The organism is Nocardia niwae NBRC 108934 = DSM 45340 (genome assembly GCF_001613465.1).
Lineage (GTDB): Bacteria > Actinomycetota > Actinomycetes > Mycobacteriales > Mycobacteriaceae > Nocardia > Nocardia niwae.
The window spans coordinates 1-26,575 of record NZ_BDCK01000036.1 but is presented as its reverse complement, the minus strand read 5'-3'; the positions used below and the strand labels follow the sequence as shown (position 1 = coordinate 26,575).

The 26,575-nt window shown below is 70.9% G+C and carries 25 protein-coding genes and 1 pseudogene; 16 read left to right on the top strand and 10 right to left on the bottom strand.

Annotation, left to right across the window (positions count from 1 at the left end):
• The first annotated feature begins 55 nt into the window (after nucleotides 1–55).
• Entirely contained in the window at nucleotides 56–637 is a 582-nt protein-coding gene (locus NNI01S_RS25125) for a GrpB family protein (protein WP_063022611.1), read from the top strand.
• A gap of 155 nt (nucleotides 638–792) precedes the next feature.
• Here the strand turns inward: NNI01S_RS25125 and NNI01S_RS25120 are convergent, their stop codons facing one another.
• Entirely contained in the window at nucleotides 793–1,743 is a 951-nt protein-coding gene (locus tag NNI01S_RS25120) for a D-isomer specific 2-hydroxyacid dehydrogenase family protein (RefSeq protein ID WP_063022610.1), read from the bottom strand.
• 110 nt (nucleotides 1,744–1,853) lie between these two features.
• Nucleotides 1,854–2,822, bottom strand: coding sequence for a non-homologous end-joining DNA ligase (gene ligD / locus NNI01S_RS25115; RefSeq protein WP_063022658.1), 969 nt, complete (start codon nucleotides 2,820–2,822; stop codon nucleotides 1,854–1,856).
• Nucleotides 2,823–2,951: 129 nt separating this feature from the next.
• On the opposite strand from ligD, the gene NNI01S_RS25110 reads away from it, so the two are divergent.
• Together NNI01S_RS25110 and NNI01S_RS25105 are read left to right on the top strand one after the other, a co-directional pair.
• Complete coding sequence (locus NNI01S_RS25110; protein ID WP_245676361.1) at nucleotides 2,952–3,173, top strand: hypothetical protein; 222 nt, start codon at nucleotides 2,952–2,954, stop codon at nucleotides 3,171–3,173.
• Nucleotides 3,170–3,478 (top strand): hypothetical protein, encoded by a 309-nt coding sequence (locus tag NNI01S_RS25105; protein WP_063022608.1) that lies wholly within the window; start codon nucleotides 3,170–3,172, stop codon nucleotides 3,476–3,478. Before NNI01S_RS25110 ends, NNI01S_RS25105 begins: the two co-directional genes overlap by 4 nt.
• Nucleotides 3,479–3,595: 117 nt before the next feature.
• Here the strand turns inward: NNI01S_RS25105 and NNI01S_RS25100 are convergent, their stop codons facing one another.
• From NNI01S_RS25100 to NNI01S_RS25065, 8 genes are all read right to left on the bottom strand, one after another.
• Complete coding sequence (locus NNI01S_RS25100; protein WP_063022607.1) at nucleotides 3,596–3,811, bottom strand: hypothetical protein; 216 nt, start codon at nucleotides 3,809–3,811, stop codon at nucleotides 3,596–3,598.
• Between the two features lie 367 nt (nucleotides 3,812–4,178).
• On the bottom strand, nucleotides 4,179–6,293 hold the full coding sequence (locus tag NNI01S_RS25095) for a RecQ family ATP-dependent DNA helicase (RefSeq protein WP_063022657.1): 2,115 nt from the start codon (nucleotides 6,291–6,293) through the stop codon (nucleotides 4,179–4,181).
• A 61-nt stretch (nucleotides 6,294–6,354) separates the two neighbouring features.
• Nucleotides 6,355–6,834, bottom strand: coding sequence for a hypothetical protein (locus NNI01S_RS25090; RefSeq protein ID WP_063022606.1), 480 nt, complete (start codon nucleotides 6,832–6,834; stop codon nucleotides 6,355–6,357).
• 133 nt (nucleotides 6,835–6,967) lie between these two features.
• Nucleotides 6,968–7,900 (bottom strand): alpha/beta fold hydrolase, encoded by a 933-nt coding sequence (locus NNI01S_RS25085; protein WP_063022605.1) that lies wholly within the window; start codon nucleotides 7,898–7,900, stop codon nucleotides 6,968–6,970.
• A 123-nt stretch (nucleotides 7,901–8,023) separates the two neighbouring features.
• Entirely contained in the window at nucleotides 8,024–9,247 is a 1,224-nt protein-coding gene (locus NNI01S_RS25080) for an RtcB family protein (protein WP_063022656.1), read from the bottom strand.
• A gap of 90 nt (nucleotides 9,248–9,337) precedes the next feature.
• Entirely contained in the window at nucleotides 9,338–10,417 is a 1,080-nt protein-coding gene (locus NNI01S_RS25075; protein WP_063022604.1) for an amidohydrolase family protein, read from the bottom strand.
• 1 nt (nucleotide 10,418) lies between these two features.
• Nucleotides 10,419–11,789: a type I glutamate--ammonia ligase gene (locus NNI01S_RS25070; RefSeq protein ID WP_063022603.1), complete on the bottom strand. Its 1,371-nt coding sequence runs from the start codon at nucleotides 11,787–11,789 to the stop codon at nucleotides 10,419–10,421.
• A 40-nt stretch (nucleotides 11,790–11,829) separates the two neighbouring features.
• A complete protein-coding gene (locus NNI01S_RS25065; RefSeq protein WP_063022655.1) occupies nucleotides 11,830–12,708 on the bottom strand; it encodes a ribokinase in 879 nt (292 codons plus the stop codon).
• 100 nt (nucleotides 12,709–12,808) lie between these two features.
• Here NNI01S_RS25065 and NNI01S_RS25060 point away from each other — a divergent pair, with 100 nt between their 5' ends.
• From NNI01S_RS25060 to NNI01S_RS34755, 13 genes and pseudogenes are all read left to right on the top strand, one after another.
• Nucleotides 12,809–14,074 carry a glutamate-5-semialdehyde dehydrogenase gene (locus NNI01S_RS25060; protein WP_063022602.1) on the top strand — a complete coding sequence of 422 codons (1,266 nt, stop codon included), beginning with the start codon at nucleotides 12,809–12,811 and terminating at the stop codon, nucleotides 14,072–14,074.
• A 90-nt stretch (nucleotides 14,075–14,164) separates the two neighbouring features.
• Nucleotides 14,165–15,046, top strand: a complete 882-nt coding sequence (locus NNI01S_RS25055) for an AAA family ATPase (RefSeq protein ID WP_157114961.1) — start codon at nucleotides 14,165–14,167, stop codon at nucleotides 15,044–15,046.
• Nucleotides 15,047–15,049: 3 nt separating this feature from the next.
• The gene (locus NNI01S_RS25050) at nucleotides 15,050–16,477 is read left to right on the top strand and encodes a vWA domain-containing protein (protein WP_063022600.1); all 1,428 of its coding nucleotides are present in this window, start codon (nucleotides 15,050–15,052) and stop codon (nucleotides 16,475–16,477) included.
• Between the two features lie 10 nt (nucleotides 16,478–16,487).
• Nucleotides 16,488–16,829: an MmcQ/YjbR family DNA-binding protein gene (locus NNI01S_RS25045; protein WP_063022599.1), complete on the top strand. Its 342-nt coding sequence runs from the start codon at nucleotides 16,488–16,490 to the stop codon at nucleotides 16,827–16,829.
• 54 nt (nucleotides 16,830–16,883) lie between these two features.
• Nucleotides 16,884–18,734, top strand: coding sequence for an HSP90 family protein (locus tag NNI01S_RS25040; RefSeq protein ID WP_063022598.1), 1,851 nt, complete (start codon nucleotides 16,884–16,886; stop codon nucleotides 18,732–18,734).
• A gap of 2 nt (nucleotides 18,735–18,736) precedes the next feature.
• Nucleotides 18,737–20,698 carry a hypothetical protein gene (locus NNI01S_RS25035; RefSeq protein ID WP_063022597.1) on the top strand — a complete coding sequence of 654 codons (1,962 nt, stop codon included), beginning with the start codon at nucleotides 18,737–18,739 and terminating at the stop codon, nucleotides 20,696–20,698.
• A gap of 181 nt (nucleotides 20,699–20,879) precedes the next feature.
• Nucleotides 20,880–21,521 carry a nicotinate-nucleotide adenylyltransferase gene (nadD, locus tag NNI01S_RS25030; RefSeq protein WP_084489301.1) on the top strand — a complete coding sequence of 214 codons (642 nt, stop codon included), beginning with the start codon at nucleotides 20,880–20,882 and terminating at the stop codon, nucleotides 21,519–21,521.
• Between the two features lie 97 nt (nucleotides 21,522–21,618).
• Nucleotides 21,619–22,032: a ribosome silencing factor gene (rsfS, locus tag NNI01S_RS25025; RefSeq protein WP_063022595.1), complete on the top strand. Its 414-nt coding sequence runs from the start codon at nucleotides 21,619–21,621 to the stop codon at nucleotides 22,030–22,032.
• Nucleotides 22,029–22,688, top strand: coding sequence for a histidine phosphatase family protein (locus NNI01S_RS25020; RefSeq protein ID WP_435825016.1), 660 nt, complete (start codon nucleotides 22,029–22,031; stop codon nucleotides 22,686–22,688). The genes rsfS and NNI01S_RS25020 overlap by 4 nt, the downstream gene beginning before the upstream one ends.
• Before the next feature lie 520 nt (nucleotides 22,689–23,208).
• Entirely contained in the window at nucleotides 23,209–23,937 is a 729-nt protein-coding gene (gene octT / locus NNI01S_RS36590; protein ID WP_063022653.1) for a diglucosylglycerate octanoyltransferase, read from the top strand.
• A 3-nt stretch (nucleotides 23,938–23,940) separates the two neighbouring features.
• On the top strand, nucleotides 23,941–24,783 hold the full coding sequence (locus tag NNI01S_RS25010; protein ID WP_063022594.1) for a DegV family protein: 843 nt from the start codon (nucleotides 23,941–23,943) through the stop codon (nucleotides 24,781–24,783).
• Nucleotides 24,784–24,864: 81 nt separating this feature from the next.
• A complete protein-coding gene (locus NNI01S_RS25005; RefSeq protein ID WP_063022593.1) occupies nucleotides 24,865–25,350 on the top strand; it encodes a GNAT family N-acetyltransferase in 486 nt (161 codons plus the stop codon).
• Nucleotides 25,351–25,672: 322 nt separating this feature from the next.
• Nucleotides 25,673–26,575: pseudogene (locus NNI01S_RS34755) on the top strand (hypothetical protein); the annotation flags it as partial.

Here is a 26,575-nt window from a genome sequence, read left to right as displayed (position 1 = left end):
GTTGTCAATGGCACATTGTGAGAAGGCTATTATTTCGCCTGGTTAACTGGATCGTGTGGCGACGTTGGGCGACGACGAGATCGCGGCGGCGACAGTCGGCGATCCGCAGCCCTATGGGGTCAGGGTGGTCGTCGAGGGGTACAACCCCGTGTGGCCGGACTGGTACGCCGAAGAGGAAGCCGCGATACGTGCGGCGCTCGGCGACGTGGCCCTGCGGATCGAGCACACGGGGTCCACGTCGGTTCCCGGCCTCGCGGCCAAGGCGCTGATCGACATTCTGCTGTTGGTCCCGGAGGCCGCCGATGAGGCTGCCTATCTACCGGCTCTCGAGGCGGCCGGGTATGCCCTGCGTATCCGGCAGCCGGGCTGGTATCAGCATCGCTGTCTGGTTCGCCGAGTGGGCGCCGGTGCGCCGTGGGATGTGAATCTGCACGTGCTCTCGCCGGAGTCGGGCGCGCCGGAGATCGAGCGGATCCTGGCATTTCGCGACTGGCTGCGCACACACGACGACGACCGGGTGTACTACGAGCGGACCAAACGTGAACTGGCGCAGCGTGAATGGAAATTCGTGCAGCACTATGCCAATGCCAAGAGCACGGTCATCGAGGAAATCCTCGGCCGAGCGCTGTCCGGCTGACCTCGGCAAGGTAGGGGTGCCGGACGCACACCACCGCGCTGCACTGCGGAGTGCTTGTTCGCGGCGCAGGACGGGGATCGCGCGGACTATGCTCACCGCATCCACCGCGTTGGCGGATCCCGCGGAAAGGCTCGAACTCGGTGTGCCCGACGGATTCAGTACCCGAGGGCGGGGTCGATCGGTGCGAGCAGCGGGCGGCCCGCGATGAAACGCTCGACGTTCGCTTCGACGTGATCGGCGAACGCCGCCAGCCGCAGCTGCGGTGGATTCGAATCATGGGGCGTCACAATGGCATTCGGCAGCGACCAGAGCGGGTGACCCGCCGGGAGCGGCTCCGGATCGGTGACGTCCAGACCGGCGCCGCCGATCGCGCCGGAACTCAGCGCGGCCACCAGGGCGTCGGTATCGATGAGGCTGCCGCGCGCGACGTTGACGATCCACGAGGACGGCTTCAGCCGCGCCAATTCGTCCGCGCCGATGAGATGCCTGGTGGCGGGCGTCGCGGGCGCGGCGACCACCACGTGATCGGTGTGCGGCCAGATCCGGCCGAGATGCTCGGCGGGGAACGTCTCGACCGACGAGGGAATACCGGGGCCGGTGACCGGCCGCCCGCTGCGGTTCACCGCGATGATGTGCGCGCCGAGCGGGACCAGCATCGGGATCAGCGCGCGGCCGATGCCGCCCGCGCCGACGATCGTCACCGTCTTGCCGCGCAGCGAGCGGATGTGCGGAAAGAAGTCCTGTTGCCGCCAGTCAGACGCGCGCAGGTGCTCGGGCAGATACCGGACACCCGCGAGCAGCAGCATGAGCGCATGCTCGGCGACGCTCGCCGCGAAAGCCCCTGCGGCGGAAGTGAACCGCACGGCGGGATACCTGGCGATGACACCCGCGGTGAACCAATCCTCGATACCGGCGGCCGAAAGCTGCACCCACTCCACCCCGGCAGGCAGTTCGTCCGGGAACTCGTCGACCCCGCCGACCCAGATCAGTCCGCGCGCCTCGTCGAGATCGGCGACGGTGGCGCCCGCCTCCACCACGGCCTTCTCCACCAAGGTGGGCGGAGGCTCGGTGGGGCCGATCGCGATCGTCACTGCCGGTCGGTTCATGGATGGACCTCCTTCGGAGCAGTAGGACGTGGTCGCGAGCGGGTGGACGTTGCGACCGTAGCACCGCCGGGCGTGCGCAGACCGGTCGCCGGTGGCCGTGCGTCGCGGCGCTAGGCCTCGCCGCGCTCCTCGTCGAGCTCCACGTCCACCTTGTCCCGCTCGGCCCACTCCAGGAGAGGATCCAGGTGGAACACCGCGTCGTCCATGCCCGCGTGCAGATCGCCGAGTTCGGCGAAGCGAGCGGGCACGGAAGCCATGGTGAAGTCGCGCGGATCGATGTCGGGAATCTCGTCCCAGCGTACCGGTGTGGAGACCGTGGCGGCGGCGACGCCGCGCACCGAGTAGGCGGCGGCGATGGTGTGATCGCGAGCGTTCTGGTTGTAGTCGACGAACAGCAGCTTCGGGTCGCGGTCGCGACGCCACCAGGTGGTGGTCACGTCATCGGGCGCCCGGCGCTCGACTTCGCGGGCGAACGCGAGCGCTGCCCGGCGCACGTCCTGGAACCCCCACTGCGGCGCGATCCGCACGTAGACGTGCAGGCCCTTGCCGCCGGATGTCTTCGGCCACCCGACGGCGCCGAGTTCGTCGAGGACTTCGCGCACCACTCCGGCGACCCGCTGCACGCGCGACCATGGGCACTCGGGCATCGGGTCGAGGTCGATGCGCCACTCGTCCGGGCGCTCGGTGTCATCGGCGCGCGAATTCCACGGATGGAACTCGACCGTCGACATCTGCACCGCCCAGATGACGTCGGCGAGCTTCTCGACGCACAACTCGTCTGCGTGCCTGCCGTAGCGCGGGAAATACACGCGCACAGTCGGAATCCAGTCCGGCGCGCCCGCGGGAAGCCGCTTCTGATGGACCTTGTCGCCCGCGAGTCCTTTGGGGAACCGGTGCAGCATGCAAGGCCGGTCGCGCAGCGCGTTGACGATGCCGTCCCCGACGCTCAGGTAGTACTGCACCAGATCGAGCTTGGTCGCGCCGTTCAAGGGGAAGTAGACGCGGTCCGGGTTGGAGACGCGGATCGTGTGGTCGCCGACCTCGAGCTCGATCGCCGACCCGGTGGATTTGCTGGCCACGGGTCGACTGTAGCGGGCGAGCCGACGGAAATCCGTGCACGATCCGAGGTCCGCCGGGTCCGCTGCCCCGACGAGTTCCCGGTAGCGCACCGCTCTGGTATGCATACGCATATGGGCAGGGCGACGCGCGTGACCGTCACGTTGGATCCGCAGGTGGCGGAATGGGCCAGGGAGGCCGCCGAGCGCCAGAACCGCAGTCTGTCGTCGGTGATCAACGCCGCGCTGCGCACCACGCTCGTGCACGACAGCCTGACCGACCTGACCATCGACGAGGAAGCCGACCTGACCGCCGCTTACGACGACGTCCGGCTGGGCCAGATCGCCGAAGTCGACGCCGACGGCGCCGCATGAGACGCGGCGAGGTCTGGCGCTACGCGCCGACGCTCAGTGACGGCACTCCCTTCCCGCGGCGTATGACGGTCGTGCTGGTGTCCGATACGGCGGTGATCACCTCGCGCTCTCGCTGGCTGCAGGTCGTTCCGCTGCGCGACGCCGACCCCGGCCATGTGCTGGCCACCCACACCGAGCACGGCTGGGCCGACACCATGAAACTGCACCGCGCCTACCGCCCGTGGCTCACCGAACACCTCGGCGTGCTCACCCAGGCGGAGACGGAATCCCTCGACGCGCGCCTGCGGGCGACGCTCAGTCTTTAGCGCAGCGCCTGCGGCGCTGCGTGTTCGCGGTCGGCTTCCGCTCGACTGGTTCGGCAGTGATCGCGTCACGCCGAACTCGGCGCCGTTCGTGCGCGGCTGAGCCGACTTCACGGCTGCTCATCGAACGGCCGTGCCGCCTCCGCCGGACAGGCTGCTGATCGCGCAGACCAGCGCCACGAACGGATCGGTGATACCACCACAGCTCCCTGCGACCGACACGGCCGGTGCGGGCGACTGCGGTTCGAGCGGCAACGGCGCCGCGGCGGCCGCCCCGGCACCGGTCAGCGTTGCGGCACCGACCAGGGCGGCGGCAAATCCACGTACTGCGAACATTCGAACTCCTCGTGTATCGGATAGACGGCCGAACCTAATCGGCAAGCCCTCGCCGCGCATGACCCGAATTGTGTTGCCCTCGAATCGGGTGATGTCCGTATGGTTTCGGTCGAGCTGGATCGGTCGTGGCTGGTTGCGCCGTCGTGGCGTTCGGTGTCGGTTCAGTCGGGGCAGGCCGGCGTAGGTGGTTCGGAACCCGCAGGTCGGAGCGGCTGACTTCTCGGGCCCGCCCGAGCTCGATACGCCGCGGTACGGGACGGTTGGAGCAGCCGGGCTATCCCCGCGTCGACGAACCGGCCCGGGTCCTTCGAGCGTCATCGACTGCTGGAGCAGGTGGCCGACCGGCTCGGGCCGCCGGGCCTCGTCGCTAGGTCGGCGTCGCCAGCGCGAAGGGCAGGATGGCGTCGGCGCCGGCTGCTCGGAGGGCGTGGGTGGCGACGGTGAAGGTCCAGCCGGTGTCGGTGACGGCGTCCACCAGCAGGATCGGGCCTTGTACCTGGGTGAGGTCGGGGATCTCCCAGGAGTCGAACAGTCCGGCTACGCGATGGGCGGAGTTGGCCGCCGAGACGGGCGGGCGGCCCGGGCGGGTGCGCAGCGTGCCGAGGTCGTGCAGGCGACCGACCTCGGCGAGCCGGGCTGCGAGGGTGGCGGTGAGCACGGGATAGCGCGGGGACTCCAGCGCGAGCACCGACCTGGGGCGGGCGGCCCAATCCCATTCGCGCAGGACGGCGACGCAGGCGTCGAAGACCGCGTCGGGCACCGGGTCGTCCGGGCCGTCGAGCAGCGTCCGCAGGCGCTGCCCCCAGCCGAGGTCGGTCAGCCTCCCGAGGACGCGCCCGGTCTCGGCGCCACCGGTGATCTTGCCGGACAGCGGGACGCCGAGTTTGGCCATGCCGGTGGGCCACTGCTTGCGCGGCGCGAGATCGATGCCGGGACGGTCGAGCCGGGCTTTGGTCGCGGCGACCGCGTCGGCGGCGACGGTGCGGTCCGGACGACTGCCGGTGCAGTTGTCGCAGCGGCCGCAGCCCGGCGACTCCGCCGACAGCCCCGGGTCGTCGAGCTGGCGGCGCAGGAATTCCATCCGGCACTCGGCTGTCGACTGGTAGTCGATCATGGCCTGCTGTTCGGCCTCACGGGCGATGGACAGCCGCTCGTAGCGCTCGGTGTCGTAGGTCCACGGCCGGCCGGTGGCGATCCAGCCGCCGCGCACCCGGCGCACCGCGCCGTCCACATCGAGCACCTTCAGCACCATCTCCAACCGCGAGCGATTCAGCTCCACCAGCGGCTCCAACGCCGCGGTGGACAGCGCCCGCTCGGAATCGAGCGCGTCGAGCACCGCGCGCACGATGTGCTCCCGGGGGAAGGCGACGGAGGCGAAGTAACTCCAGATCCGCGCGTCCTCGGGGCCCGGGAGCAGGATCACCTCGGCCCGGTCGGTGCCGCGCCCCGCCCGTCCCACCTGCTGGTAGTAGGCGATGGGGGAGGATGGCGCACCGACGTGCACCACGAACCCCAGATCGGGTTTGTCGAAGCCCATGCCCAGCGCGGACGTGGCGATGAGCGCTTTGACCTCGTTGTTCAGCAGCGCCGCCTCCAACGCCTCGCGTTCGGCCGGGTCGGTCTGCCCGGTGTAGGCGGCGACGGTGTGACCGTGCGAGGTCAGCACGTCGGCCAGGTCGTGTGCGGCGGCGACGGTGAGCGTGTAGACGATGCCGGAGCCGGGCAGCCGGTGCAGGTGACCGCTGAGCCAGGCGGTGCGTTCCACGGCGTCGTCGAAGCGAACCACCGACAGGTGCAGCGACTCGCGATCCAGCGTGCCGCGCAGCACCAAGGTGTCGGTGCCGATCTGGGTGGCGACGTCGGTGACCACCCGGTCGTTGGCGGTTGCCGTGGTCGCGAGCACCGGGACGTCCGAACCGAGGTCGGCGATCAGCGTCCGGATGCGCCGGTAATCGGGCCGGAAGTCGTGTCCCCAGTCGGAGACGCAGTGCGCTTCATCGATCACCACCAGGCCCGCGTCGGCGGCGAGGCGGGGCAGCACCTGGTCCCGGAAGTCCGGGTTGTTCAATCGTTCCGGACTGACCAGCAGCACGTCGACCGCACCCGCGGCGACATCGGCGTGGATCTCGTCCCACTCGGTGACGTTGCCCGAGTTGATGGTGGCCGCGACCACCCCCGCGCGCTGCGCCGCCGCCACCTGGTTGCGCATCAGCGCCAGCAGCGGCGACACGATCACCGTGGGCCCGCGCCCGGCCCGGCGCAGCAGCTTGGCCGCGATGAAGTACACCGCCGACTTGCCCCAGCCGGTGCGCTGCACGACCAGTGCCCGGCGGCGCCGTACGACGAGCGCCTCGATCGCGGTCCACTGGTCCTCGCGCAGCCGAGCGTCCGCCCCGGCCAGTTCGCGCAGCAGCTGTTCGGCGTGCTCGCGCAGGTCGGGGGCCGTGAGGTCGAGCGAAGACGCGCCGGTGGCCGTGGTCATGCGCTCCATCGTGCCCGACGGCACCGACAGGTGGCGTCGCGGCCGGCCACCGCCGATCGGGTCAGCCGCGCGCCGCGCCGTCCGGCCATACGATCTCGACCGGCACGTCACGCCGCCGAGCGAGCGCGACCACCGACCCGGTGCCGCCACGCTGCCCGGCCTCGCCGTCCCATACCGCGATCAGCCGGTCGCACGAGGCCAGCATCGCTTCGTTGGCCGCCTCGTAGGCTTCGTTTCCCGCCTCGTCGAAGTCCATGACCCGTACCGCCGCCGCGCGCCCGACGAGTTCGTCGAACAGGCCGGCGTGGTCGGGACGCACCTGCGCCTGCCGGTAGTCCCGCGACGGCAACACCACTTCGAGCTGCCCACCGGCATCCAGGACGGCCTTGGCGAACACCGAGTCGGCGCCACGGGCGAGGCAGCTCACGCCGACCAGGTCCGCGGCGGCGTACGGGGCGAGGAGTTCACCGATCGCGGCAAGAATCAGCGGCTCGGTGGTCCGCGTGACGTTCGTATGCCCGGTGACCCCGATGCGCACCATGCAGGTTTCTCCTATGCCGTCGTACCGCGGTCGTATACGACCTCGCAGCTCGGCCCCGAGTCTCACATACTCACCGCACCGGTGCTTTCCACGTGGTCGCAGCGCCCGGCTGTCAGCGCATCGACGGCGGCGCTCAGCTGGATCGCGCGGTCGCCGTCGCCAGCTCGACCAGGCGGGCGCGGACCAGATCCGGCCGCTCCTCGATGATGAAGTGGCCGCAGTCCGGGACGAGCTCCAGCCGGTAGTCGTCGGCGCGGGCGGTCTCCGCGGACGCGAGCGACGGATGGATCGCCGCGTCCTCGACGCCGAACAGGGTCAGGATCGGCACTCGCGCTCGGCGTCGTTCGCCGCGCCCGGCCGACCGGGGTACTTCGCGCAGCAGGAAGGTCCGGTAGGTGTCGGTCGCCGTGCGGGCGCAGACCGGGTCGCGAAAACGGTCGGCGTAGGCGCGGGTCACTTCCGGGCCGAACGCCGCGCGATCGCGCACGCCGCGGGTGAAGACGAGTTGCTCCAGGAAGCGAGTACGCCGGTGCAGGTACCCGCCGAACGCGGCGACGGCAGGCTGATAGAGCAGGAACCGCCACGCGTGCGGGAGGAAGCCGCGCGGCGTCTGCCACGGGTGGGCGATGTTGAGCGCCAGCAGCGCGTCGAATCGCTCCGGCTCACGCAGGACCAGCAGGTGCGCGATATAGCCACCCCAGTCGTGGCCGACCAGCAGGACACGAGCGAGCCCGAGCGCGTCCAGCAATGCGAGCAGGTCGGAGGCGACGTCGTCTTTGGCCCACCGGTGCGGGGCGGGACCGGACCAGCCGTAGCCGGGCAGGTCGGGCGCGATGATCCGCAACCCGTCCGGCGGGTCGGCCAGCAGATGACGGTAGGCGTAGTGATGCTCGGGCCAGCCGTGCAGCACGAGCACCGGGCGTCCATCCGGCGGGCCCGCCTCGGTGACGTGGAAGCGCACGTCCCGGGCGGTCACCTCCGACCGTCGTACGCCGGGAATCTCCGGCGGGCCCGCCGCCGGGTCGGAATCGGGAGCGGGTGCGAAGAAGGAGGGCCGCCAGGGCATATCCGATGGTATCGAGGAAGCCGCCGCGACAGCCGGACGGGTCCGCCGCCACCTCGCGGCTGCGCCGATCCGGACTTCGCGCCGGGCGAGCGGGATCACCCGGCGCGATGTCGGATGCGCAGATCAGCCCTTGACGCAGAGCACCTGCCGCAGCGTCGCGACCACGTCGACCAGGTCTCGCTGTGCCTCGATGACCTCGTCGATGTCCTTGTACGCGGCCGGGATCTCGTCCACCACGCCCGCGTCCTTACGCGACTCGACGCCCTCGGTCTGCGCGATGAGATCGGCGACGGTGAACTGCTTCTTGGCCGCGTTGCGACTCATCCGCCGTCCCGCGCCGTGCGAGGCGGACTGGAACGACGCCGGATTACCCTTGCCGCGCACGACATACGAGCGGGTGCCCATCGAGCCGGGAATCAGCGCCAGATCGCCTTCGCCGGCCCGCACGGCGCCCTTCCGGGTCACCAGCATCGGCACGCCGTCGATGACTTCCTCCGCCACATAGTTGTGGTGGCAGCTTATCGGCTGCTCGAAACGCACGCCGCGCTGGGTGAATTCGGTGGCGACCGCGCGGCAGACCAGGGCGAGCATTACCGCGCGGTTGCGCGCCGCGTACTCCTGCGCCCAGGTGAGGTCGCGCCGGTAGGCCTCCATCTCGGGCGTGCCGGAGACGAAGACCGCCAGGTCGCGGTCGGGCAGATCGATGTTGTGCGGCAGCCCGCGCGCGATCGCCATGTGCCGCTCGGCGAGCTCCTTGCCGATGTTGCGGCTGCCGGAGTGCAGCAGAATCCACACGTGGTCGTCCTGGTCCAGGCAGACCTCGATGAAGTGGTTGCCGCCGCCGAGCGTGCCCATCTGCCTGTGCGCCTTGGACTCCCGCGCCTGCACCCGGTCGTCCAGCGCACCGAACGTCCCCCAGAAACGGTCCCAGCCCGCGCGCAGCGTCGCGGTGCTCGCGCCGAGCCCGGCGACCTGGTGGCCGAGCCGGGTGACGTCGACCGCGTCGCGATGCGCCTGGAAGCCCACCGGCACCGCCGCCTCGATGCGCGACCGCAGCGAACGCAGGTTGTCGGGCAGATCCGCCGCGGTGAGGTCGGTGCGCACGCTCTCCATGCCGCAGCCGATGTCCACGCCGACCGCGGCGGGGGACACCGCGTCCCGCATCGCGATCACCGAGCCGACCGTGGCCCCCTTCCCGAGGTGCACGTCCGGCATCACGCGGACGCCGTGGACCCATTTCAGCGCGGCGATGTTGCGCAGCTGCTGGAGCGCGGCCTGCTCGACCTCGTGCTCGTGGGCCCACATCAGCGTCTGCGCCTTGGTGCCGCGCAGCTCGACGGGAAACATGGTCTCGATCCTTCCGTTGGTCTTCCTCATCAACGGTAGGGACCGGTGGCACCCGGCGCACCCGAATATCCGACCGACCGGGATGGTGGATCAGCCGACCGCGCTCTCGAACCGCGTCCGATAGACGCGTTCGGCGTTTCCGTGGGCGATGGCGCCGACCAGGGTTTCGGCGTCGGCGGTGGTGATCGCGTCGTCGGCGATCCATTCGTCGATCAGCTTGCCGAGGCCGCGCCGCCAGAGCAGCGCGCCGAGGTGGTGCAACTCGGGGAGACCGTAGCCGTCCGAGGAGTAGCACAGCGCCCGGAAGGGGGCGAGTTCCAGCGTCTCGGCGAGCACGGCCCCGGCCCGCTGTCCCACGTAGGGGATGGTGAGGCCGAGATCCAGATGGACGTGGTCGAAGACGTGCGCGAGGTAGGCGGCGTGGCGGTGGAAGGGCCAGCAGTGCAGCAGCATCACCGACAGGCCGGTGCCCGCAGTCCGGCGCAGGAAGTCGGTGAGCAGCAGCGGGTCGCCGTGCCGGAGGCGCAGGTCCGGGTCACCGAACCCGGTGTGGAATTGCAGGGGAAGACCGAGTTCGGCGCCGATCCGCGCGCCGAGACCCACCAGCCAGCCGAGGAAGTGCGGGTCGGTGAGCCGGTGCTCGGGTGCGAAACTGGTCGGCGGGTGATCGCGCAGCGGGAAGTCGAGACCGCACCGGTAGGCGACGATCGTCTTCAGTCCGACGGCGCTCGCGGCGCGCGCCCGCAACTCCGCCTCGATGTGCTCGTACACCCCGGACACGGCGCCGACCTGGGCGACGACTTGCTCGGCCACCGCTTCCAGCCGGACCACCTCGCGCACCTCACCGTCCACCAAGGCGGCGAAATCCGCTGTCGGGCCGCCGATTCCGGTGTCCAGGCACCATCTGGTCACCCCGGTCGCGCGCAGCAGCCGCGCCGCGACCTCGCGCGCGCCGAGCTCCGCCCGATGCCGGAGGTAGACGTCCGGGCTGACGTGGGCGGGCAGGTCGAGCGCGGGCGCGCACCAGCGGCGCACCGCGAGCCCGATCGCGGAATCGAAACTTCCGTATGAGCCCTCGCCGAGCAGGCGCTCGAACCCCGGGCGGTCCAGGTTCGCGGTGTCGACGCCGTGACAGTGGTGGTCGGTGAGCCGGACATCGTCGGTGAGCATGTCAGAACCGCCTGCGGGTCAGGGCGACGAGCTCTTCGGCGCTCGCGTCGGCGTACCGCCGCGCTTCCGCGCGGCGCACGGTGAGCAGCGCGTCGTGTAATTCGGCGCCCATCGCGTCGGCGAGCACCTTGGACGCGGCGAGGTGACCGGCGGCTTCGGCCGGTGTGGTGGGGAGGCGGCGCACATCCGACATCATGAGTGTTTCGGCGTCGAAAGTCGCGGGGTCCCCGGTGATTTCGGCTGGGAGGCGTAAGCGTTCGGCGACACCGGCGAGCCCGGCGGCGATGACCGATCCGACGATCAGGTAGGGATTGCCGGTCGCGTCGAAGCATTTGATCTCGGCGTTGGCCGCCCACCGCTCGGTGCCGCGCACCCCGGTGACGAAGCGCAGCGCGGCCTCTCTGGTCTCGTGGCCCCAGCACTGCCAGATTCCCGCCCAGCGCGACGGCGCCAGCCGCAGGAAGCTCGCGGGATTGCCCGCGCCCACCGCGACCAGCGCGGGCAGCTCCCGCAGTACTCCCGCCAGGAACGCCTCGCCGACCGGTCGCATGCCGTGCGGGCCGTCGCCGCCCGCGAACAGCGGTCCGTCGTCGTCGGTCGACGACAGGTGCAGATGCGCGCCGGAACCGGCCCCGTCGGGCTCGATGCAGGGCGTCAGCAGCGCCCGCAGGCCGTGCCGCGCGCTCACCTGACGGATCGTGTGGCGGACCAGTACGGCATCGTCGGCGGCGGTGACCGGTTCGGACGGTTCGACCGACAACTCCACTTGCCCGAGGGCGTATTCCGGATGGAACTGGGCGACGGTGATGCCCTGCCGCTCCAGTGCCGCCACCAGGTCGGCGGCGTAGTCGGCGACCTGCCCGAGCCGCGCCAGGCCGTAGGCGGGGCCGTCGATCGCCGGTGTGAAGCCATCGGTGTCGTCGGCGCGTCCCACCGACCATTCGGTCTCGAAAGCCATCGACAACCGCAGTCCGGCGGCCTGCGCCGCCGCTGTCTGGCGGGCCGCGAAGTGGCGCTGGCAGGCGACGAAACGGGTGCCATCCTGGGTGTACTTGTCCGTGGGCGCCCACGCCCAGCCGGGCTGGCAGGCCAGTTCGGTCAGCCTGGACAGATCCGGGATGAGCCGCAGATCGCCGTCGGGCCCGCCGAGATAGCGCCCGACCGCCATCAGGTCGTCGAAGGTGAAGGTCTCGAAGCACGGCGACACCCCGACGCCGTACCGGGCCGCCTGGCCCAGCCGCTGCTTCGGGACGGCCTTCACGCGCGTGATGCCCGCGTTGTCCACGAAGGTCAGCGCGACCATGGACGCGTCGAGCCCTTGGATGTGCGCGGTGTCGCCCTCGGCGGGAATGCGATCCGGCGTGGTGGCCATGCCCCTCACGATATCGGCTCGGGCGCAGCGGCAGCCGCCGCTATTCCGCGACCAGAGCGGCGGTGATCTCCTCGCGGGCCGGGATCGAACTGCTCGCGCCCAACCGGGTCGTCGCCAGCGCTCCGGCGGCGCAGGCCCAGGTCAGCGCCCATTCGGGGCCGCGGTGCCAGACCGCGGCCAGCGCGCCGGTGAAGGCGTCGCCCGCGCCGGTGGTGTCGACGACGCCGACCCGCGGGCTGGGCCGGGACAGGCGGGCGCCGTCCGGTCCGCGATAGTCCGCGCCGGACGCCCCACGAGTGACGACCAGGTGCGCGACGGCGTCGAGGACCGCGCCGAGCTGCTGTGCCTCACCCGAATTCACCACGGCCACATCGATATCGGCCCACAGGCAGGCGGGCAGGGGGCCGGCGGGCGAGGGATTCAACAGCACCGTCGTGTCGTGTGCGTGCGCGTGGCGCGCCGCGGCGGAGACCGTTTCGACCGGAATCTCCAATTGGCACAGCAGGATATCGGCCGCCGCGATGGCCGCGAGATCGTCCTCGGTCAGCTCGGTCATGCGCGTGTTGGCGCCGCCGACCACGATGATGCTGTTCTCGCCGCTGTCGTCCACCACGATGGTCGCGATGCCGCTCGGCCCGGCGACGGTGCGCAGCCGGTCGGCCGACACCGCGGCGTCCGTGAGCGCGCCGCGCAGCTGCGCGGCGAAGACGTCGTCGCCGACCGCCCCGAGAAAGCGGACGGCGCCGCCCGCCCGCTGCGCCGCGATGGCCTGGTTGGCGCCTTTCCCGCCCGGCACCATGGCGAAGCCGCTGCCGAGGACCGTCTCACCGGGGACGGGCCTGCGTGCGGTCGTGGTGACCAAGTCCATGTTGATGCTGCCGAGCACCACGATCGCGGGAGCTTCCGGTTCGACCGTCATATCGCGGACGGTAGTCGCCCGGCCCGGCTCGCGCACGCGTCCGCGAGTCCGCTTCACAGTGGGTCGAATCGGCGTTGTGCCCGGTGCGTAGGCTGTACCCATGACGGTAGGAACGACCACTCAGCCGGATGTTCGCGAGGTGGTGCACGAGGCCGCGCGCAAGGCCAGGGTCGCGTCGCGGGCACTCGCCCAGCTGACGACCGCGCAGAAGAACGACGCCTTGCACGCCGCCGCCGACGCGCTGCTGGCCGCCGCCGACCGGGTGCTGGCCGCCAACGCCGAGGACATCGCCGCCGCGCAGGCCGCTGGCACCGAGGAGTCGCTGCTGGACCGGCTGCGGCTGACCAAGCCCCGCATCGACGGCATCGCTTCGGGGTTGCGTCAGGTGGCCGGGCTGCCCGACCCGGTCGGTGTCGTGGTGCGCGGCTCCACCCTGCCCAACGGCCTGGAGATCCGGCAGGTGCGCGTGCCGCTCGGCGTGGTCGGCATGGTGTACGAGGCCCGGCCGAATGTCACCGTCGACGCGTTCGGGCTCGCGCTCAAGTCCGGTAACGCCGCCCTGCTGCGCGGCTCGTCCTCGGCTGCCCACTCCAACGCCGCGCTGGTCACGGTGCTGCGCGAAGCGCTCGTCGCGCAGGACATCCCGGCCGACGCCGTGCAGCTGCTGCCGAGCGAGGACCGTTCCAGCGTCACCCATCTGATCCAGGCCCGCGGCCTGGTCGACGTGGTCATTCCGCGCGGTGGCGCCGGGTTGATCAACGCGGTGGTGCGCGACGCGCAGGTGCCCACCATCGAGACCGGCACCGGCAACTGCCATGTCTACGTGCACGCCGCCGCCGATCTGGACATGGCCGAGCGGATCCTGATCAACGCCAAGACCCGTCGTCCGAGCGTGTGCAACGCCGCCGAGACCGTCCTAATCGACGCCGCGATCGCCGAGGCCGCGCTGCCCCGGCTCACCGCGGCGCTGGAGCGTTCCGGCGTCACCATCCACGGTGACCTGCCCGGTCAGGTTCCGGCCACCGACGCCGACTGGGGTGAGGAGTACCTCACCCTGGACATCGCGCTCAAGGTGGTCGACGGCCTGGACGCGGCGGTGGACCACATCAACACCTGGGGCACCGGCCACACCGAGGCCATCGTCACCGGCGACCTCGCCGCCGCGCGCGAGTTCACCGGCCGCGTCGACGCCGCCGCCGTGATGGTGAACGCCTCCACCGCGTTCACCGACGGCGAGCAGTTCGGCTTCGGCGCCGAAATCGGCATCTCCACGCAGAAGCTGCACGCGCGCGGCCCGATGGCGCTGCCGGAGCTGACCTCCACGAAGTGGATCGTCTGGGGCGAAGGACAGATCCGGCCGGTCTGATCCGCCTGCGCGGCGGTCGCGGGCGACGCCGAGTCGGCGTCGCCGCCGCGCTGCCGTAGCGTGGGGGATGGTTCGAAGGGAAGGTGCCGGGTGGTGTCGGAGAGCGCAGTACAGGAGCCGATCTTCGCGTCGGTGGACGACGTGATCGAACGGTTGGCGAGCACGGGCTACCTGGCGGACAAGGCCACCGCCACCTCGGTGTTCCTCGCCGATCGTCTTGGCAAGCCGTTGCTGATCGAGGGACCGGCGGGGGTGGGCAAGACCGAACTCGCCCGCGCGGTCGCGCAGACCTCGGGCGCGGAGCTGGTGCGGTTGCAGTGCTACGAGGGCGTCGACGAGGCTCGCGCGCTGTACGAGTGGAACCACGCCAAGCAGATCCTGCGCATCCAGGCCTCCAGCGAGAACGACTGGGAGGAGACGAAGGCCGACGTCTTCACCGAGGAGTTCCTGCTGTCGCGCCCGCTGCTGACCGCGATCCGGCGCGCCGAGCCCACGGTGCTGCTGATCGATGAGACCGACAAGGCCGACGTCGAGATCGAGGGCCTGCTGCTCGAGGTGCTCAGCGATTTCGCGGTGACGGTGCCCGAACTGGGCACGATCACCGCCAGCCGCAAACCGTTCGTGGTGTTGACCTCGAACGCCACCCGCGAGCTGTCCGAGGCGCTCAAGCGCCGCTGCCTGTACCTGCACCTGGATTTCCCGGACGAGGAGCTGGAGCGGCGCATCCTGGCCAGCCGGGTGCCCGAGCTGTCGGCGGCGGTCGCCGCGCAGCTGGTGCGGGTCGTGCACGTGCTGCGCGGCATGCAGCTGAAGAAGCTGCCCTCGGTGGCGGAATCGATCGACTGGGGCCGCACACTGCTGGCGCTGGGCTTGCGGGATCTGGACGACACGACCGTCCGCGCCACCCTCGGTGTCGTCCTCAAACACCAGAGCGACCACCAGCGCGCGCTGGCCGAACTGAAGCTGGCCTGAGCCATGGCCACCGGGTCGGTCCCCGCGGAGGTCGCGTCCCTGAGCGCGCCGCACGGTATCCCCGGGCATCTGGTCGGATTCGTCGAGGCGCTGCGTACGCGCGGCATACCGGTCGGGCCGTCGGAGACGGTGGACGCGGGCCGCGTGATGACCGTGCTCGACCTGATGGACCGGGAGGTCCTGCGCGAAGGGCTGGCATGCGCGCTGCTGCGGCGCACCACCCATCGCGCGACCTTCGACGGACTGTTCGATCTGTGGTTCCCGGTCGCCGTCGGGGAACGCGCCGCCGCCCAGGACGAGATCGAGATACCGCACACGCCCTCGGGCGACGTGGACGTCCCGGCGCTGCGCGAACTGCTCGCGCAACTGCTGGCGCAGGAGTCGGCGACGCCCCAGCTGGAGGCGCTGGCCGCGCAGCTGGTCGAACAGCTCGGCCAGTACCAGTCCGCGCGCGGCCCGTCCTTCTCCTCGTACCAGGCGCTGAAGGAAGTCCAGCCGCAGACGCTGCTGGCGCGCATCCTCGCGGGCATGGCCCTCGGACCGGACGCGAGCGAGTTCGACGCCGAGATCGCCCGCCGGGCGGCCCGGCAGCGCATCTCCGGCTTCCGCGCGACCGTAGAGGCCGAGACCAGGCGGCGGGTCGCGGAACGGATCGGCCGCGAACGCGTGGCGAGCTACGGCGTCGCCCGTCAAGCCGAGGAGGTCGACTTCCTGCGCGCCTCCGAAGCCGAACTCGCCGAACTCAAGCGCAGTACGCAACGGTTGGCCCGAATTTTGGCCTCCCGCTTGGCGGCGCGCCGCAGGCATGCCCGCCGCGGCGCCATCGACCTGCGCCGCACGCTGCGCGCGTCCATGTCCACCGGCGGGGTGCCCATCGATCTGGTGAACCGGAAGCCGCGGCCGGGACGACCCGAATTGGTGCTGCTGTGCGACGTCTCCGGGTCGGTGGCCGGCTTCAGCAACTTCACGCTGCTGCTGGTGAGCGCGCTGCGCGAACAGTTCTCCCGGGTGCGCATCTTCGCGTTCGTCGACCAGATCGACGAGGTGACCGACTTCTTCGATCCGCACACCCAGCTGGATCGGGCGATGGCCCGGATCTTCGGCGAGGCGAGCGTGGTCGGCCTGGACGGGCACTCCGACTACGGCAACGCGCTGGCCGGATTCGCGCGGAACTATCCGGACGCCGTCACCAGCCGCAGCTCGCTGCTGATCCTCGGCGACGCGCGCACGAACTACCGCGACCCCGAGCTGAACACGCTGCGCTCGCTGGTCGAGGTCGCCAAACACGCGCATTGGCTCAACCCGGAGCCGCGCAACCAATGGGGTTCTGGCGATTCCGCCGCGGATAAATACGGCGGCGTGATCGAGATGCACGAATGCCGCTCGGCCAAACAGCTCACCGCGGTCGTGTCCCGGCTGTTGCCGGTGTAGGAAGACGGCCATGGACGACGCCGCGTTGCTGAACTACTGCCTGGCCAAGCCGGGCGCCTGGCAGGACGAGCCGTGGGAAGGCGATGTCGTCGCCAAGGTGGGGGACAAGATCTTCGCCTTCCTCGGCGCGACGTCGGTCGGCTTGAAGTGCGGCCGCACTCGCGAGGAGGCCGACGAGCTGGTCCGGGTGTACCCGGACGACGTGGCGGCGTCGGCTTACATCGGGCGCTACGGCTGGAACGTCATCCAGCTCGGCGGCGCCGTTGCGGACGACGAACTCCGCGAGCTGGTAGATCTGTCCTACGAGGCCGTCGTGCGCAAGCTGCCGAAGGGCAAACGCCCGACTGCTTGATCGAAAAGGGTTCGTTAAGAGAACCTTTGGCGCGCGCCGACAAGATCGGCGGCCATGGTGAACTCAACGCCCCACGGTCCGGCGGCGGTGCACGACAATTATTCGTTCCAGGTCGACCTGCGCGGAATAGTCGATCTCCTTTCTCATCACCTCTACTCGAGTCCCCGGGTCTACCTGCGCGAGCTGTTGCAGAATGCCGTCGACGCCGTCACTGCCCGGGTGCGGCTGGATGCCCTTGCTCCCACCGCCGTCCGCCTCACCGTGGACGAGGCCGGCGTGCGGATCAGCGATTCGGGCGTCGGCCTGACCGAGCGCGACGTTCACCGGTTTCTGGCCACGATCGGCCGTTCGTCCAAGCGAGACGACATCGAAGGCGCGCGACGAGAGTTTCTAGGGCAGTTCGGGATCGGGCTGCTGGCCTGTTTCACGGTCGCCGAGACCATCCGGGTGGTCACCCGCTCGGCCATCGACCCGGCCGCCCCGCCCGTCGAGTGGCTGGCCCGCGCCGACGGCACCTATGCGGTCCGCGCGCTGGATCCGGACGGCCACGCCGAGCCGGGCACCACGGTGTGGCTCACCCCGCGTGGCGGAGCGCGGGAGTGGTTCGGGCCGGAGCGGGTGACCGATCTGGCGCGCGAATTCGGGTCGCTGCTGCCCTACGAGGTGACGGTGGAGTCGAACGGTGCCGTGACGACGGTCACCGAGGGTGTTCCGGTTTGGCGGCGTAGTTATCCGTCGGCGGAACAGCGCAGGATCGCTTTGCTCGAGTACGGTCACCGGACGCTGGGCTTCGCCCCGCTCGACGCGATCGACCTCGATGCCGGCGCGGCCGGGGTCAGCGGGGTGGCCTATGTGCTGTCCCAGCCGGGCAACCCGTCCGACAGCAGCGCGCATCGGGTGTATCTGAAGGGGATGCTGTTGGGCGACGCGGTGCGCGGCGTGCTCCCGGACTGGGCGTTCTTCGTGCGCTGCGTGATCGACACCGACACGCTGCGGCCCACCGCGTCGCGCGAGGGGCTCTACGAGGACGAGCGGCTCGCCGTCGTCCGTGAGGTGCTCGGCGACCGAATCCGGGACTGGCTCGCCGAGATCGCCGCCGCCCAGCCGCAGCGGCTGGCGGCGTTCCTGTCCGTGCACGCGCTCGGGGTGAAGGCTCTGGCCAGGCATTCGACCGACCTGCTGCGGATTATGCTGCCCCATCTGCATTTCGAGACCACCGACGGTCGCGTGCCGCTCACCGAGTTCGCTCGCAACCACCGCACGGTGCGGGTGACCGGGACGGTCGAGGAGTTCCGTCAGGTGGCGGCCACCGCCGCCGCGCAGGGGATCGGCGTCGTCAACGGCGGTTACGCCTACGACCGTGAGCTGGTCGCGCAGCTGCCTCGGCTGCTGCCCGGTGTCGAGGTGGTGGACCTGGACACCGACGCGATCACCGCGGCGCTCGACCCGGTCGACCCGGGCGAGGAACTGGCACTGGCTGCGGTGCTGGCGCTGGCGCGGACCGTGCTCGATCCGCTCGCGTGCGATGTGATCCTGCGCGCCTTCCATCCGGTCACCGTGCCCGCGCTCTACCTCGACGGCCGTGCCGCGCGCACCGAACGCGCGAGGGCGCAGACCGCCGAGGACGCCGACGAACTGTGGAGCGAGATCCTCGGCGCACTGGCGGTCGCGACGCCGCGCGCCCAGCTCGTGCTCAACCACCACAGCCCGATCGTGCGCAGGCTGACCCGCATCGGCGACCCGTCGTTCCTGAAGACGGCGGTGGAATCGCTCTACGGCCAGGCCCTGCTGATGACCCACCGCCCGCTGAGCGCGGCCGACACGGCGTTGCTCAACCGCGCCTTCGGCGAATTCCTCGGCTGGGCCACCCAACGCGCCGCCGGCCGCGGCGAGGAGACGGAGTGAGCATGGACGCCGCCGAGATCACGACGGCACTGGCGCAGGTCTACGCCCTGCCGCACGGACGGACGCGGACCGAGCGCCTGGAGACCTTGGCCGCGGCCGCGAAAAGCGGATCGGATCGCGCGCTCGAAGGCCGGGTGCTGCTGGAGCTGGCCCAGTCGTACACCTACGCCGGGGAACGCGACCTGGTACCCGTGGCCTACGGCAGATTGCTGCGCATCTATGACGATCACCCCGCCGAACTGGGCGCGATGACGCATTCGGTGCACTGGTATCTGAAGTGGGTCACCTGGGGGATGATCGACAACCCCGCGATCCCGTTGTCCACGATCGACCGCTGGTTCGGCGAGCTGGACAAGCGGTATCGGCAGCGCGGCTACAGTCTCCGGCCGGTGCTGGCCCTGCGCTCCGAACTCGCGCGCGAGATCGGCGACACCGCGGCCGCCGCCGCATGGCTGGAGCAGGCGCGGGCCGCCGCGCGCGACAGCATGTCCGACTGCGACGCCTGTGAGCGCAGCGAATGGGGCGTGACCAGCGTGTATCTCGGCGACGACGAGGCCGGGTTGGCGCACTGGCAACCCGTGCTCGACGGCGACCGGACCTGCGCCGAGGAACCACATCGCGTGCTGGCCGAGGCATTGCTGCCGCTGGTGCGCACCGGTCGCGTCGCGGCGGCGCGCGGCGCGCACCTGACCGGGTATCCGCTGGTCCGGCATACCGAGGATCTGCGTCCCTCGGTGGCCTCGCACGTGGAATTCTGTGCGCTGACCGGCAATGAGCCGCGCGGGCTGGAGATCCTCGCCGAACACGCGAGCTGGCTGGCCGATCCCGGCGCCGACGCCGGTGCGCGGCTGGCGTTCGCGACCGGCGTGTGCGTGCTGCTGCGCAGGCTGGTGGCGCTGCGGCTGGGTGATCTTCCGCTGGCGGACGGCACGGTGGAATCGGTGCGCGCCGAACTGGAAACCGAGATCGGCGCGTTGTGTGCCCGCTACGACGCCCGCAACGGCAACAGCGCGGTCAGCCTGCGCACGGCCGCCCGGCTCGCCGCCGAACCGCTGCTGGACCGACTGCCACTCGGTGTCCGCAGCACACTGCCCCGCGCCGGGACCGTGCCGGACCGTATTCCGGTTCCCGACGACTTCTCCGGCGACCGGGCCGCGGAGGTGCGCAGGCTGGCCGGACTCGGCGCCGCCCGCCTCGCCGATGCCCCCGAGGAGGCGGAAGCGCACCTGCGGGAAGCGCTGGCGCTGGGCACCCCGGTGCTGGAGCGGGAGGAGGCCGCCCGGCTGGGCGCGCAGCTGGTCATCGCCATCGCGAGCCAGCCGGACCGCGAACTCGATCTGGCCGATGCCGCGGTGCGCGCCGCCGCACGGTGGGAAGGGCTGTCCGAACCGGACGTGCTGCATCACACGGTGGTGGCAGCGCGCGCGTTCCACCGCGCCGAGCGCCACGGCGAGGCCGTCGCACTGTTCGAACAGGCACTGGTCGGCGGGACGGTACCGTATCCGCCCGGCGAGCTGGCGGTGGTGCGCGCGCAGTTCGGCCGATCCCTGAGCGCAGTGGACCGCCACCGCGAGGCCGCCCGGCAGTTCCTCGAGGCGGCCCGGCTGGTCGAGCACGACCCGGACCGGATGCGGCTGCACGCCGAGCTGGCGTGGTCGGCCGCGGGCGAGCTCGAGCACTGCGGACAGGACGACGAGGCGGTGTCGGCCTACCACCGCGCCGCCGAGCTGTGGGCCGCGCTCGGGGCGGTGGCGGAGCGGGCGCACTGCGTGCGTGCGGCGGCCTGGCTGCAGGTTTCTCCCGAAGCCGATCCGGCCCCGTGGCTCACCTCGATGCGGACGCTGACCGCCGACCTGGTCGCGCTGGCCGGCGACTCGGCCGAGGCGGCGGAGGAACTCACACATACCCGCGAGCAACTGGCCCGAATGCGGAGGATCGGCCGGGTCACCGAAACCAGCGCCTGAGACGCCGCCGCATCCGATCGGGGTGCGGGTCTGCACTGCGAGCATCGGCTGCGTCGGGTCGGGTCCTGGCCGGCGCGCGCCTCAGCGGCGGGCCGGAGTGCGGGCGGGTGTCTCCAGTTCGATGCCCGCCTGCGCTTACCGGCCCGTGGAGGCCGCGCGCCACCCGTTAAGCTCGGCAGTCATGCACGAGACAGGTCGGCGCGGCCGCAAGCTCGGGGTGATGGGCGGCACGTTCGACCCCATCCACCACGGGCACCTGGTCGCCGCCAGCGAAGTCGCGCACCGGTTCGACCTGGACGAAGTGATCTTCGTCCCGACCGGACAGCCGTGGCAGAAATCGCACAAGCGGGTCAGCCCCGCCGAGGACCGGTACCTGATGACCGTCATCGCGACCGCGTCCAATCCCCGGTTCTCGGTGAGCCGCGCGGACATCGACCGCGGCAAGGTCACCTATACCGTCGACACCCTGCGCGAGATGCAATCGACGTATCCCGACGCCGAGCTGTACTTCATCACCGGTGCGGACGCACTGGCCAGCATCCTGACATGGCAGGATTGGGCGGAACTGTTCGACTTGGCGAAGTTCGTCGGGGTGAGCCGTCCGGGGTACGAGCTGAACATCGACCATCTCGAGGAGCATCTGCGGGATCTCCCGGCGGATGCGGTGACCATGGTCGAGGTCCCCGCGCTGGCGATCTCGTCGAGCGAATGCCGTCGCCGCGCCGCCGAGAACCGGCCGGTGTGGTACCTCGTCCCCGACGGCGTGGTGCAGTACATATCGAAGCGGCACCTGTATGTGCCCGGAGCAGCGGAAGGTAGCTGAGCGTGAGGGAGCGCAGCGTAGGTGCGGGCATGAGCGAGCCGACAATCGACACGGTCGCCGGTGCGGTCCAGCCGGAGTCGAACGCGGGGGTGCCGGCATGACCGCGTCGACGGAGTCGGTGGAGATCGCGCAGGTCGCCGCGCTGGCCGCGGACGAGAAGCTGGCGTCCGACGTGGTGGTGCTCGACGTGTCGGAGCAACTGGTGATCACCGACTGCTTCGTGATCGCGTCCGCGCCCAACGAGCGTCAGGTCAACGCCATCGTCGACAACGTGGAGGAGAAGCTCCGCGCGGCCGGGCACAAGCCGGTCCGGCGCGAGGGCACCCGGGAGGGCCGCTGGGCGCTGCTGGACTACGTCGACGTCGTCGTGCACATCCAGCACAGCGACGAGCGCAATTTCTATGCGCTGGAACGGTTATGGAAGGACTGCCCCGTCGTGCCGGTCGCCGGCCTCACCGGGGCCGCGCCGGAGACGCGCGCCACGGCGACGGAGGACGAGGCGCGATCGTGAGCAGACATGCCGGCGTGCGCACCCTGATCCTGTTGCGCCACGGGCAAACCGAATGGAACGCCACCGACCGGATGCAGGGTCAGATCGACACCGATCTGACCGAACTCGGTCGCCGACAGGCCAAAGAAGCCGCGCGTGAACTGGTTTCGCGCAATGCCATCGCGATCCACTCCTCGGACCTGCGGCGGGCCTTCGACACCGCGGCGGCTCTGGCCGAGCACACCGGGCTCACCGTCGTGCCCGACGTCCGGTTGCGGGAGACGAATCTCGGTGACTGGGAGGGGTTGACCCACCTGGAGGTCGATGCCGACTATCCCGGCGCGCGCATGGCGTGGCGGCTGGACGCGCGCTACACCCCGCCCAACGGCGAGAGCAAACTCGAGGTCGGGGCGCGGTCGCTGCCGGTGGTGCAGGAGTTGCTGGTCGAGCGACAGGACTGGCCGGGCCGGACTATCATCCTGGTGGCGCACGGCGGGCTGATCGCCGCCCTCACGGCCGCGCTGCTCGACCTGCCGCCACAGAACTGGCCCATCCTCGGAGGACTGGCCAATACCAGCTGGGTGCAGCTCAGCAGTCACGGCCCGAGCATCGAACAGCCCGGCTGGCGTCTGGATGTGTGGAACGCAGCGGCGAAGGTAGCACCGGATGTCCTCTGAAGAGCCGATCAGATCGGTCCCGGACGAACTGTTCCGTAAGGTGTCGGCGAAGCCCGAACGGCGGTTGCCGGACGCGTTGTTCGACCCGCCACCGGCGCCCCGCGAACCCGGGGCCACGTCCGAAGGAGCTTCCGGCCCGGCCATGGAAACCGGCGGCGCGTCCGAGTCCGCCGAGGAATCCGACGCGGAGGAGGACGGATCCGGCGATCTCGTCACCGGCGCGGAGCCACAGGCGAACGTGGGCGGCGGCACTTCGTCCGTCGGCGCCGCGAACGAGACCTCGGATCCGAGCGCCGATTCGGCGGAAGCGCTCGGTGGATCGTCGGCGGCGATCGCCGAATCGGCTGTCGCAGAGCTGAACGAGCTCGCGGCGAATGGTTCTGTTGCGGACGGGCCCACGGCCGAGGTGAACTCCGTGCCCGGCGTGTCGTCAGAGTCCAGCACAGCGACGATCGATCCTGCCGCATCCGGAGCAGCCGGTCGCGCTTCGACCGAGTCCGCTACTGCCGCTTCGGAATCCGTGTCCGCCGAGACGCGTCAAGCCGCGCGCCCGGTGCTGCTGGTGATCGCCGACTCCCTGTCGTACTTCGGGCCCAAGGGCGGCCTGCCCGCCGACCATCCGCGCATCTGGCCGAATCTGGTTGCCGCCGAGTTGGATTGGGACGTCGAATTGGTCGCCCGGATCGGCTGGACCTGCCGCGACGCCTACTGGGCGCTGATCGGTGACCCCAGGGTGTGGGCGGCGGTGCCGCGCGCCGGTGCGGTGGTCTTCGCCGTCGGCGGCATGGACACCCTGCCCTCGCCGCTGCCCACCGCGCTGCGCGAACTGATCCGCTATGTGCGTCCGCCCGCGCTGCGCCGCGTCGTTCGCTCCACCTACAACTGGCTGCAGCCCAAGCTGTCGAAACTCGGCAGGCCCGTGGCGCTTCCACCGAAGGTGAGCGTCGACTACCTGGAACAGTGCCGCACCGCGCTGGCGCAGTTGCGCCCCGACCTGCCGGTCGTCGCGGTGCTGCCCTCGGTGCACGACTGCGCGGCCTACGGTCGCGTGCACTCCGGCCGGTCACGGGCGGTCGAGGCGTTGCGCGCCTGGTCGGGCCGGAGCTCGGTGCCGCTGGTCGACCTGGGGGAAGCGGTGCGCGACAACATCTTCTCCGGCGAGGCGAACCCGGACGGCATCCACTGGGGCTGGGACGGTCACACGGCGGTGGCCAACGCGATGGTCAAGACCCTGCAGGAGGTTCGGTAGTCCGTGGCAGTCGTGGTCGTCACCGATTCGTCCGCCAGCCTCCCTGCCGAACACCTCGACGAGCTGGATATCGCCGTCGTCCCGCTGCACGTCCTGGTCGGTGACCAGGCGATGCGGGAAGGCGTCGACCCGGTCGAGATCGACTATGCGTCCGACACCGTGACCACTTCGGCCGCCTCCCCCGGCGAGCTGCGCGCGGTGTACGAGCGGGCCTGGGAACGCAGTGGCGGCGACGGCGTTGTCGCGGTGCACCTTTCCCGCCGGTTGTCCGGGACCTGGGAGGCCGGTCGGCAGGCCGTGCGCGACATGGACGCCGCCGACCGGGTCCGCCTGGTCGACTCCCTGGGCGCCGGGCTGGCCACCGGGCTGCCCGCGCTGGCCGCAGCTCGGCGGGCCAAGGCCGGGGCGCCCCTGGAGGTGGTCTACGACGCGGCAGTCGCCGCCGCCGCGCGGGCCCGCACGTTCATCCTGGTCAATCGCACCGAGCAGCTGCGCCGCGGCGGCAGGCTGTCCTCGGCGGCGACGTTCTTCGGCAGCGAGCTGGTCACCAAACCGCTGCTGCACATCGTCGAGGGGCGGCTGGAGCTGCGGGAGAAGGTCCGGACCCGTTCCAAGGCGTATGCGAAACTCGTCGCCGCGGCGGTCGACGCGGCGGGCGAGGACGGCGCCGCGGTGGCCGTGCAACACCTCGGCGCCGAGGACGCCGCGCACACCATCGCGGGCCAGCTGCGCGAACTCGTCCCTGGCATGCGAGAACTCATCGTCGCCGAGTTCGGGCCCGCTCTGGCGGTGCATCTCGGTGTGGGGGCGCTGGGCGTGCTGGTCGTGCCGGGCGGGTGTCACTGAGCGTTTCCGAACCCTCGTCGGACAACGATCTCGGTGATCCGATCGCTCGCGTGCTTTCTGGCATACCGCTAGCGTCGGGGCATGAGTTCTGTACGGCCGCCGGTCCGCCCGCCGCTCACCGTGACCGCGGTGGACTGGGCGCATCCGGACGCGGTGACATTGCGTGACGAGATGGCCGCCGAAGTGGGGCCGCGCTACGCCCACCTGGCGAGGCAGCTGGCCACGAACCCGAACGCGGTCGACCCGGCCACCGTGCACAGCACCTTCGTGGCGTACTCCGACGGTCCGGTCGGTCACGCCGCCTTGCGGTGGAATGCGGAGGAACTCGAGGTCAAGCGGATGTTCGTGCGCTCCGCGCATCGCGGGTCCGGCGCTGCGGCGTTACTGCTCACCGCCGCCGAGAATGCCGCTCGCGTGGCCGGGCGCCCCCGGTTGATCCTGCAGACCGGTCACCTGCAACCGGAAGCCGTTCGCTTCTACGAACGCAGCGGCTACCACCGGATCCCGATCTTCTCGCCGTACGAGGTCCTGCCTCTGTCGAATTGCTTCGCCAAGGATCTGGGCTGATCCGAGCGTTCCCGGACGGCTCGGCCGCAGCGTCGTTCGTCCGTCCGCCGAGCGTCGCCCTGCCGCCGCTGCGCCGGGGCATGGACGGATGCGCGGTTTCGGACGGCTGTCCCGGCCTGCCCGAAGTCGTGCTGGTGAAGTCGGTTTCGACTGGGTCGCTGCGTCAGCGGGGAAGCCTGGGTGCGTAGTACCCGGCGTGTCGGATTGAAGACGCCGACCGGCCGACGGCGAGTTGTGCACAGGCCGCGGGTTGTCAACAGACCTGCCGAATCAGCTGGTCGGACCGGTTTTGTCGCCGGTGGGCGGCACTACCGTCGCCGCCATGTCACGACAGGACGAACGTGAGCGGGTACGACGGCGATTGGGTGAGCTGACCGCCCGGGTCGGCGCGAGCAGAACGGCCGGTGCGGGCACCGGGACGGCCGAGCCGGACGCCGAGCGTGGGCCGTCCGGCTGGACGACGGCCCGATCCCCGAGCGGAGAACCCAGGCGGAGTACCGGGCAGCCGGATCGCGCGAGCCGTGAGAAACCTGCCCGCGCGGCGGCCGCCGCTCGACGCGCGGGACGATCGGGCGTTGCGGTGCTTCCACCGCTCGCGGACGAAAACACCTCGGGCCCGGTGGATCACGGATCGACGGTGCGCCGCACGGCGCGTGTGGACGGCTCCGGCCCGGTGGACGGAAAGGAACGGGCCGCAGCCCGGGACGTCGGTTCGGTGGCGGCTTCCCGCGTGACCGGGTCCGAGGAGGACGAAGACGGGCGCGGCCCGGCACCCGAAGGTGTCGTCGTCGATGGTGCGCGCGAGCGTGACTCCCTGCCGGACGACAGTTCGGGCGGAGCCGGTCGATGGGATCTCCTGCGGCTGTCCGGCGCTCCGGCGCCCGACCGGGAAGGCGGCGACGACGTGGGTCGCATTCGGTCTCCCGGCTGGCTGGAGGAGCCGTTGGCCGGACCGCACTGGCGGCGCCGGCTCGTGCCCGAACGGTTGCGGGGTATCCGGCTGGATCCGGGCCGTCGCGGGGTGCGCGCACTCGCGCTGGCCGGGATCGCCGCGATGGTCGTGGCCGGGGTGATCGCGTTCCGCGAGCGCCCGATCATCCGCCCCGTGCCGCCGTTGGCGATCGGGCAGATCGTCGCCTCGGCGACACCCGGCGCCGTCGCGTCGGCGACACCCGGCGCCGTCGCGTCGGCGACACCCGGCGCCGCCGCGTCGGCGACACCCGGC

What these genes read in the sequence shown, in the direction of transcription:
- NNI01S_RS25040 (WP_063022598.1), top strand. Translation starts at nt 16,884, where the DNA reads ATGGTGAACTCAACGCCCCACGGTCCGGCGGCGGTGCACGACAATTAT.
- nadD (WP_084489301.1), top strand. Translation starts at nt 20,880, where the DNA reads ATGCACGAGACAGGTCGGCGCGGCCGCAAGCTCGGGGTGATGGGCGGC.
- NNI01S_RS25090 (WP_063022606.1), bottom strand. Translation starts at nt 6,834, where the DNA reads ATGGTGCGCATCGGGGTCACCGGGCATACGAACGTCACGCGGACCACC.
- NNI01S_RS25050 (WP_063022600.1), top strand. Translation starts at nt 15,050, where the DNA reads ATGGCCACCGGGTCGGTCCCCGCGGAGGTCGCGTCCCTGAGCGCGCCG.
- NNI01S_RS25045 (WP_063022599.1), top strand. Translation starts at nt 16,488, where the DNA reads ATGGACGACGCCGCGTTGCTGAACTACTGCCTGGCCAAGCCGGGCGCC.
- NNI01S_RS25095 (WP_063022657.1), bottom strand. Translation starts at nt 6,293, where the DNA reads ATGACCACGGCCACCGGCGCGTCTTCGCTCGACCTCACGGCCCCCGAC.
- NNI01S_RS25080 (WP_063022656.1), bottom strand. Translation starts at nt 9,247, where the DNA reads ATGTTTCCCGTCGAGCTGCGCGGCACCAAGGCGCAGACGCTGATGTGG.
- NNI01S_RS25075 (WP_063022604.1), bottom strand. Translation starts at nt 10,417, where the DNA reads ATGCTCACCGACGATGTCCGGCTCACCGACCACCACTGTCACGGCGTC.
- NNI01S_RS25070 (WP_063022603.1), bottom strand. Translation starts at nt 11,789, where the DNA reads ATGGCCACCACGCCGGATCGCATTCCCGCCGAGGGCGACACCGCGCAC.
- NNI01S_RS25060 (WP_063022602.1), top strand. Translation starts at nt 12,809, where the DNA reads ATGACGGTAGGAACGACCACTCAGCCGGATGTTCGCGAGGTGGTGCAC.
- NNI01S_RS25035 (WP_063022597.1), top strand. Translation starts at nt 18,737, where the DNA reads ATGGACGCCGCCGAGATCACGACGGCACTGGCGCAGGTCTACGCCCTG.
- NNI01S_RS25120 (WP_063022610.1), bottom strand. Translation starts at nt 1,743, where the DNA reads ATGAACCGACCGGCAGTGACGATCGCGATCGGCCCCACCGAGCCTCCG.
- NNI01S_RS25085 (WP_063022605.1), bottom strand. Translation starts at nt 7,900, where the DNA reads ATGCCCTGGCGGCCCTCCTTCTTCGCACCCGCTCCCGATTCCGACCCG.
- rsfS (WP_063022595.1), top strand. Translation starts at nt 21,619, where the DNA reads ATGACCGCGTCGACGGAGTCGGTGGAGATCGCGCAGGTCGCCGCGCTG.
- NNI01S_RS25100 (WP_063022607.1), bottom strand. Translation starts at nt 3,811, where the DNA reads ATGTTCGCAGTACGTGGATTTGCCGCCGCCCTGGTCGGTGCCGCAACG.
- NNI01S_RS25065 (WP_063022655.1), bottom strand. Translation starts at nt 12,708, where the DNA reads ATGACGGTCGAACCGGAAGCTCCCGCGATCGTGGTGCTCGGCAGCATC.
- NNI01S_RS25105 (WP_063022608.1), top strand. Translation starts at nt 3,170, where the DNA reads ATGAGACGCGGCGAGGTCTGGCGCTACGCGCCGACGCTCAGTGACGGC.
- NNI01S_RS25005 (WP_063022593.1), top strand. Translation starts at nt 24,865, where the DNA reads ATGAGTTCTGTACGGCCGCCGGTCCGCCCGCCGCTCACCGTGACCGCG.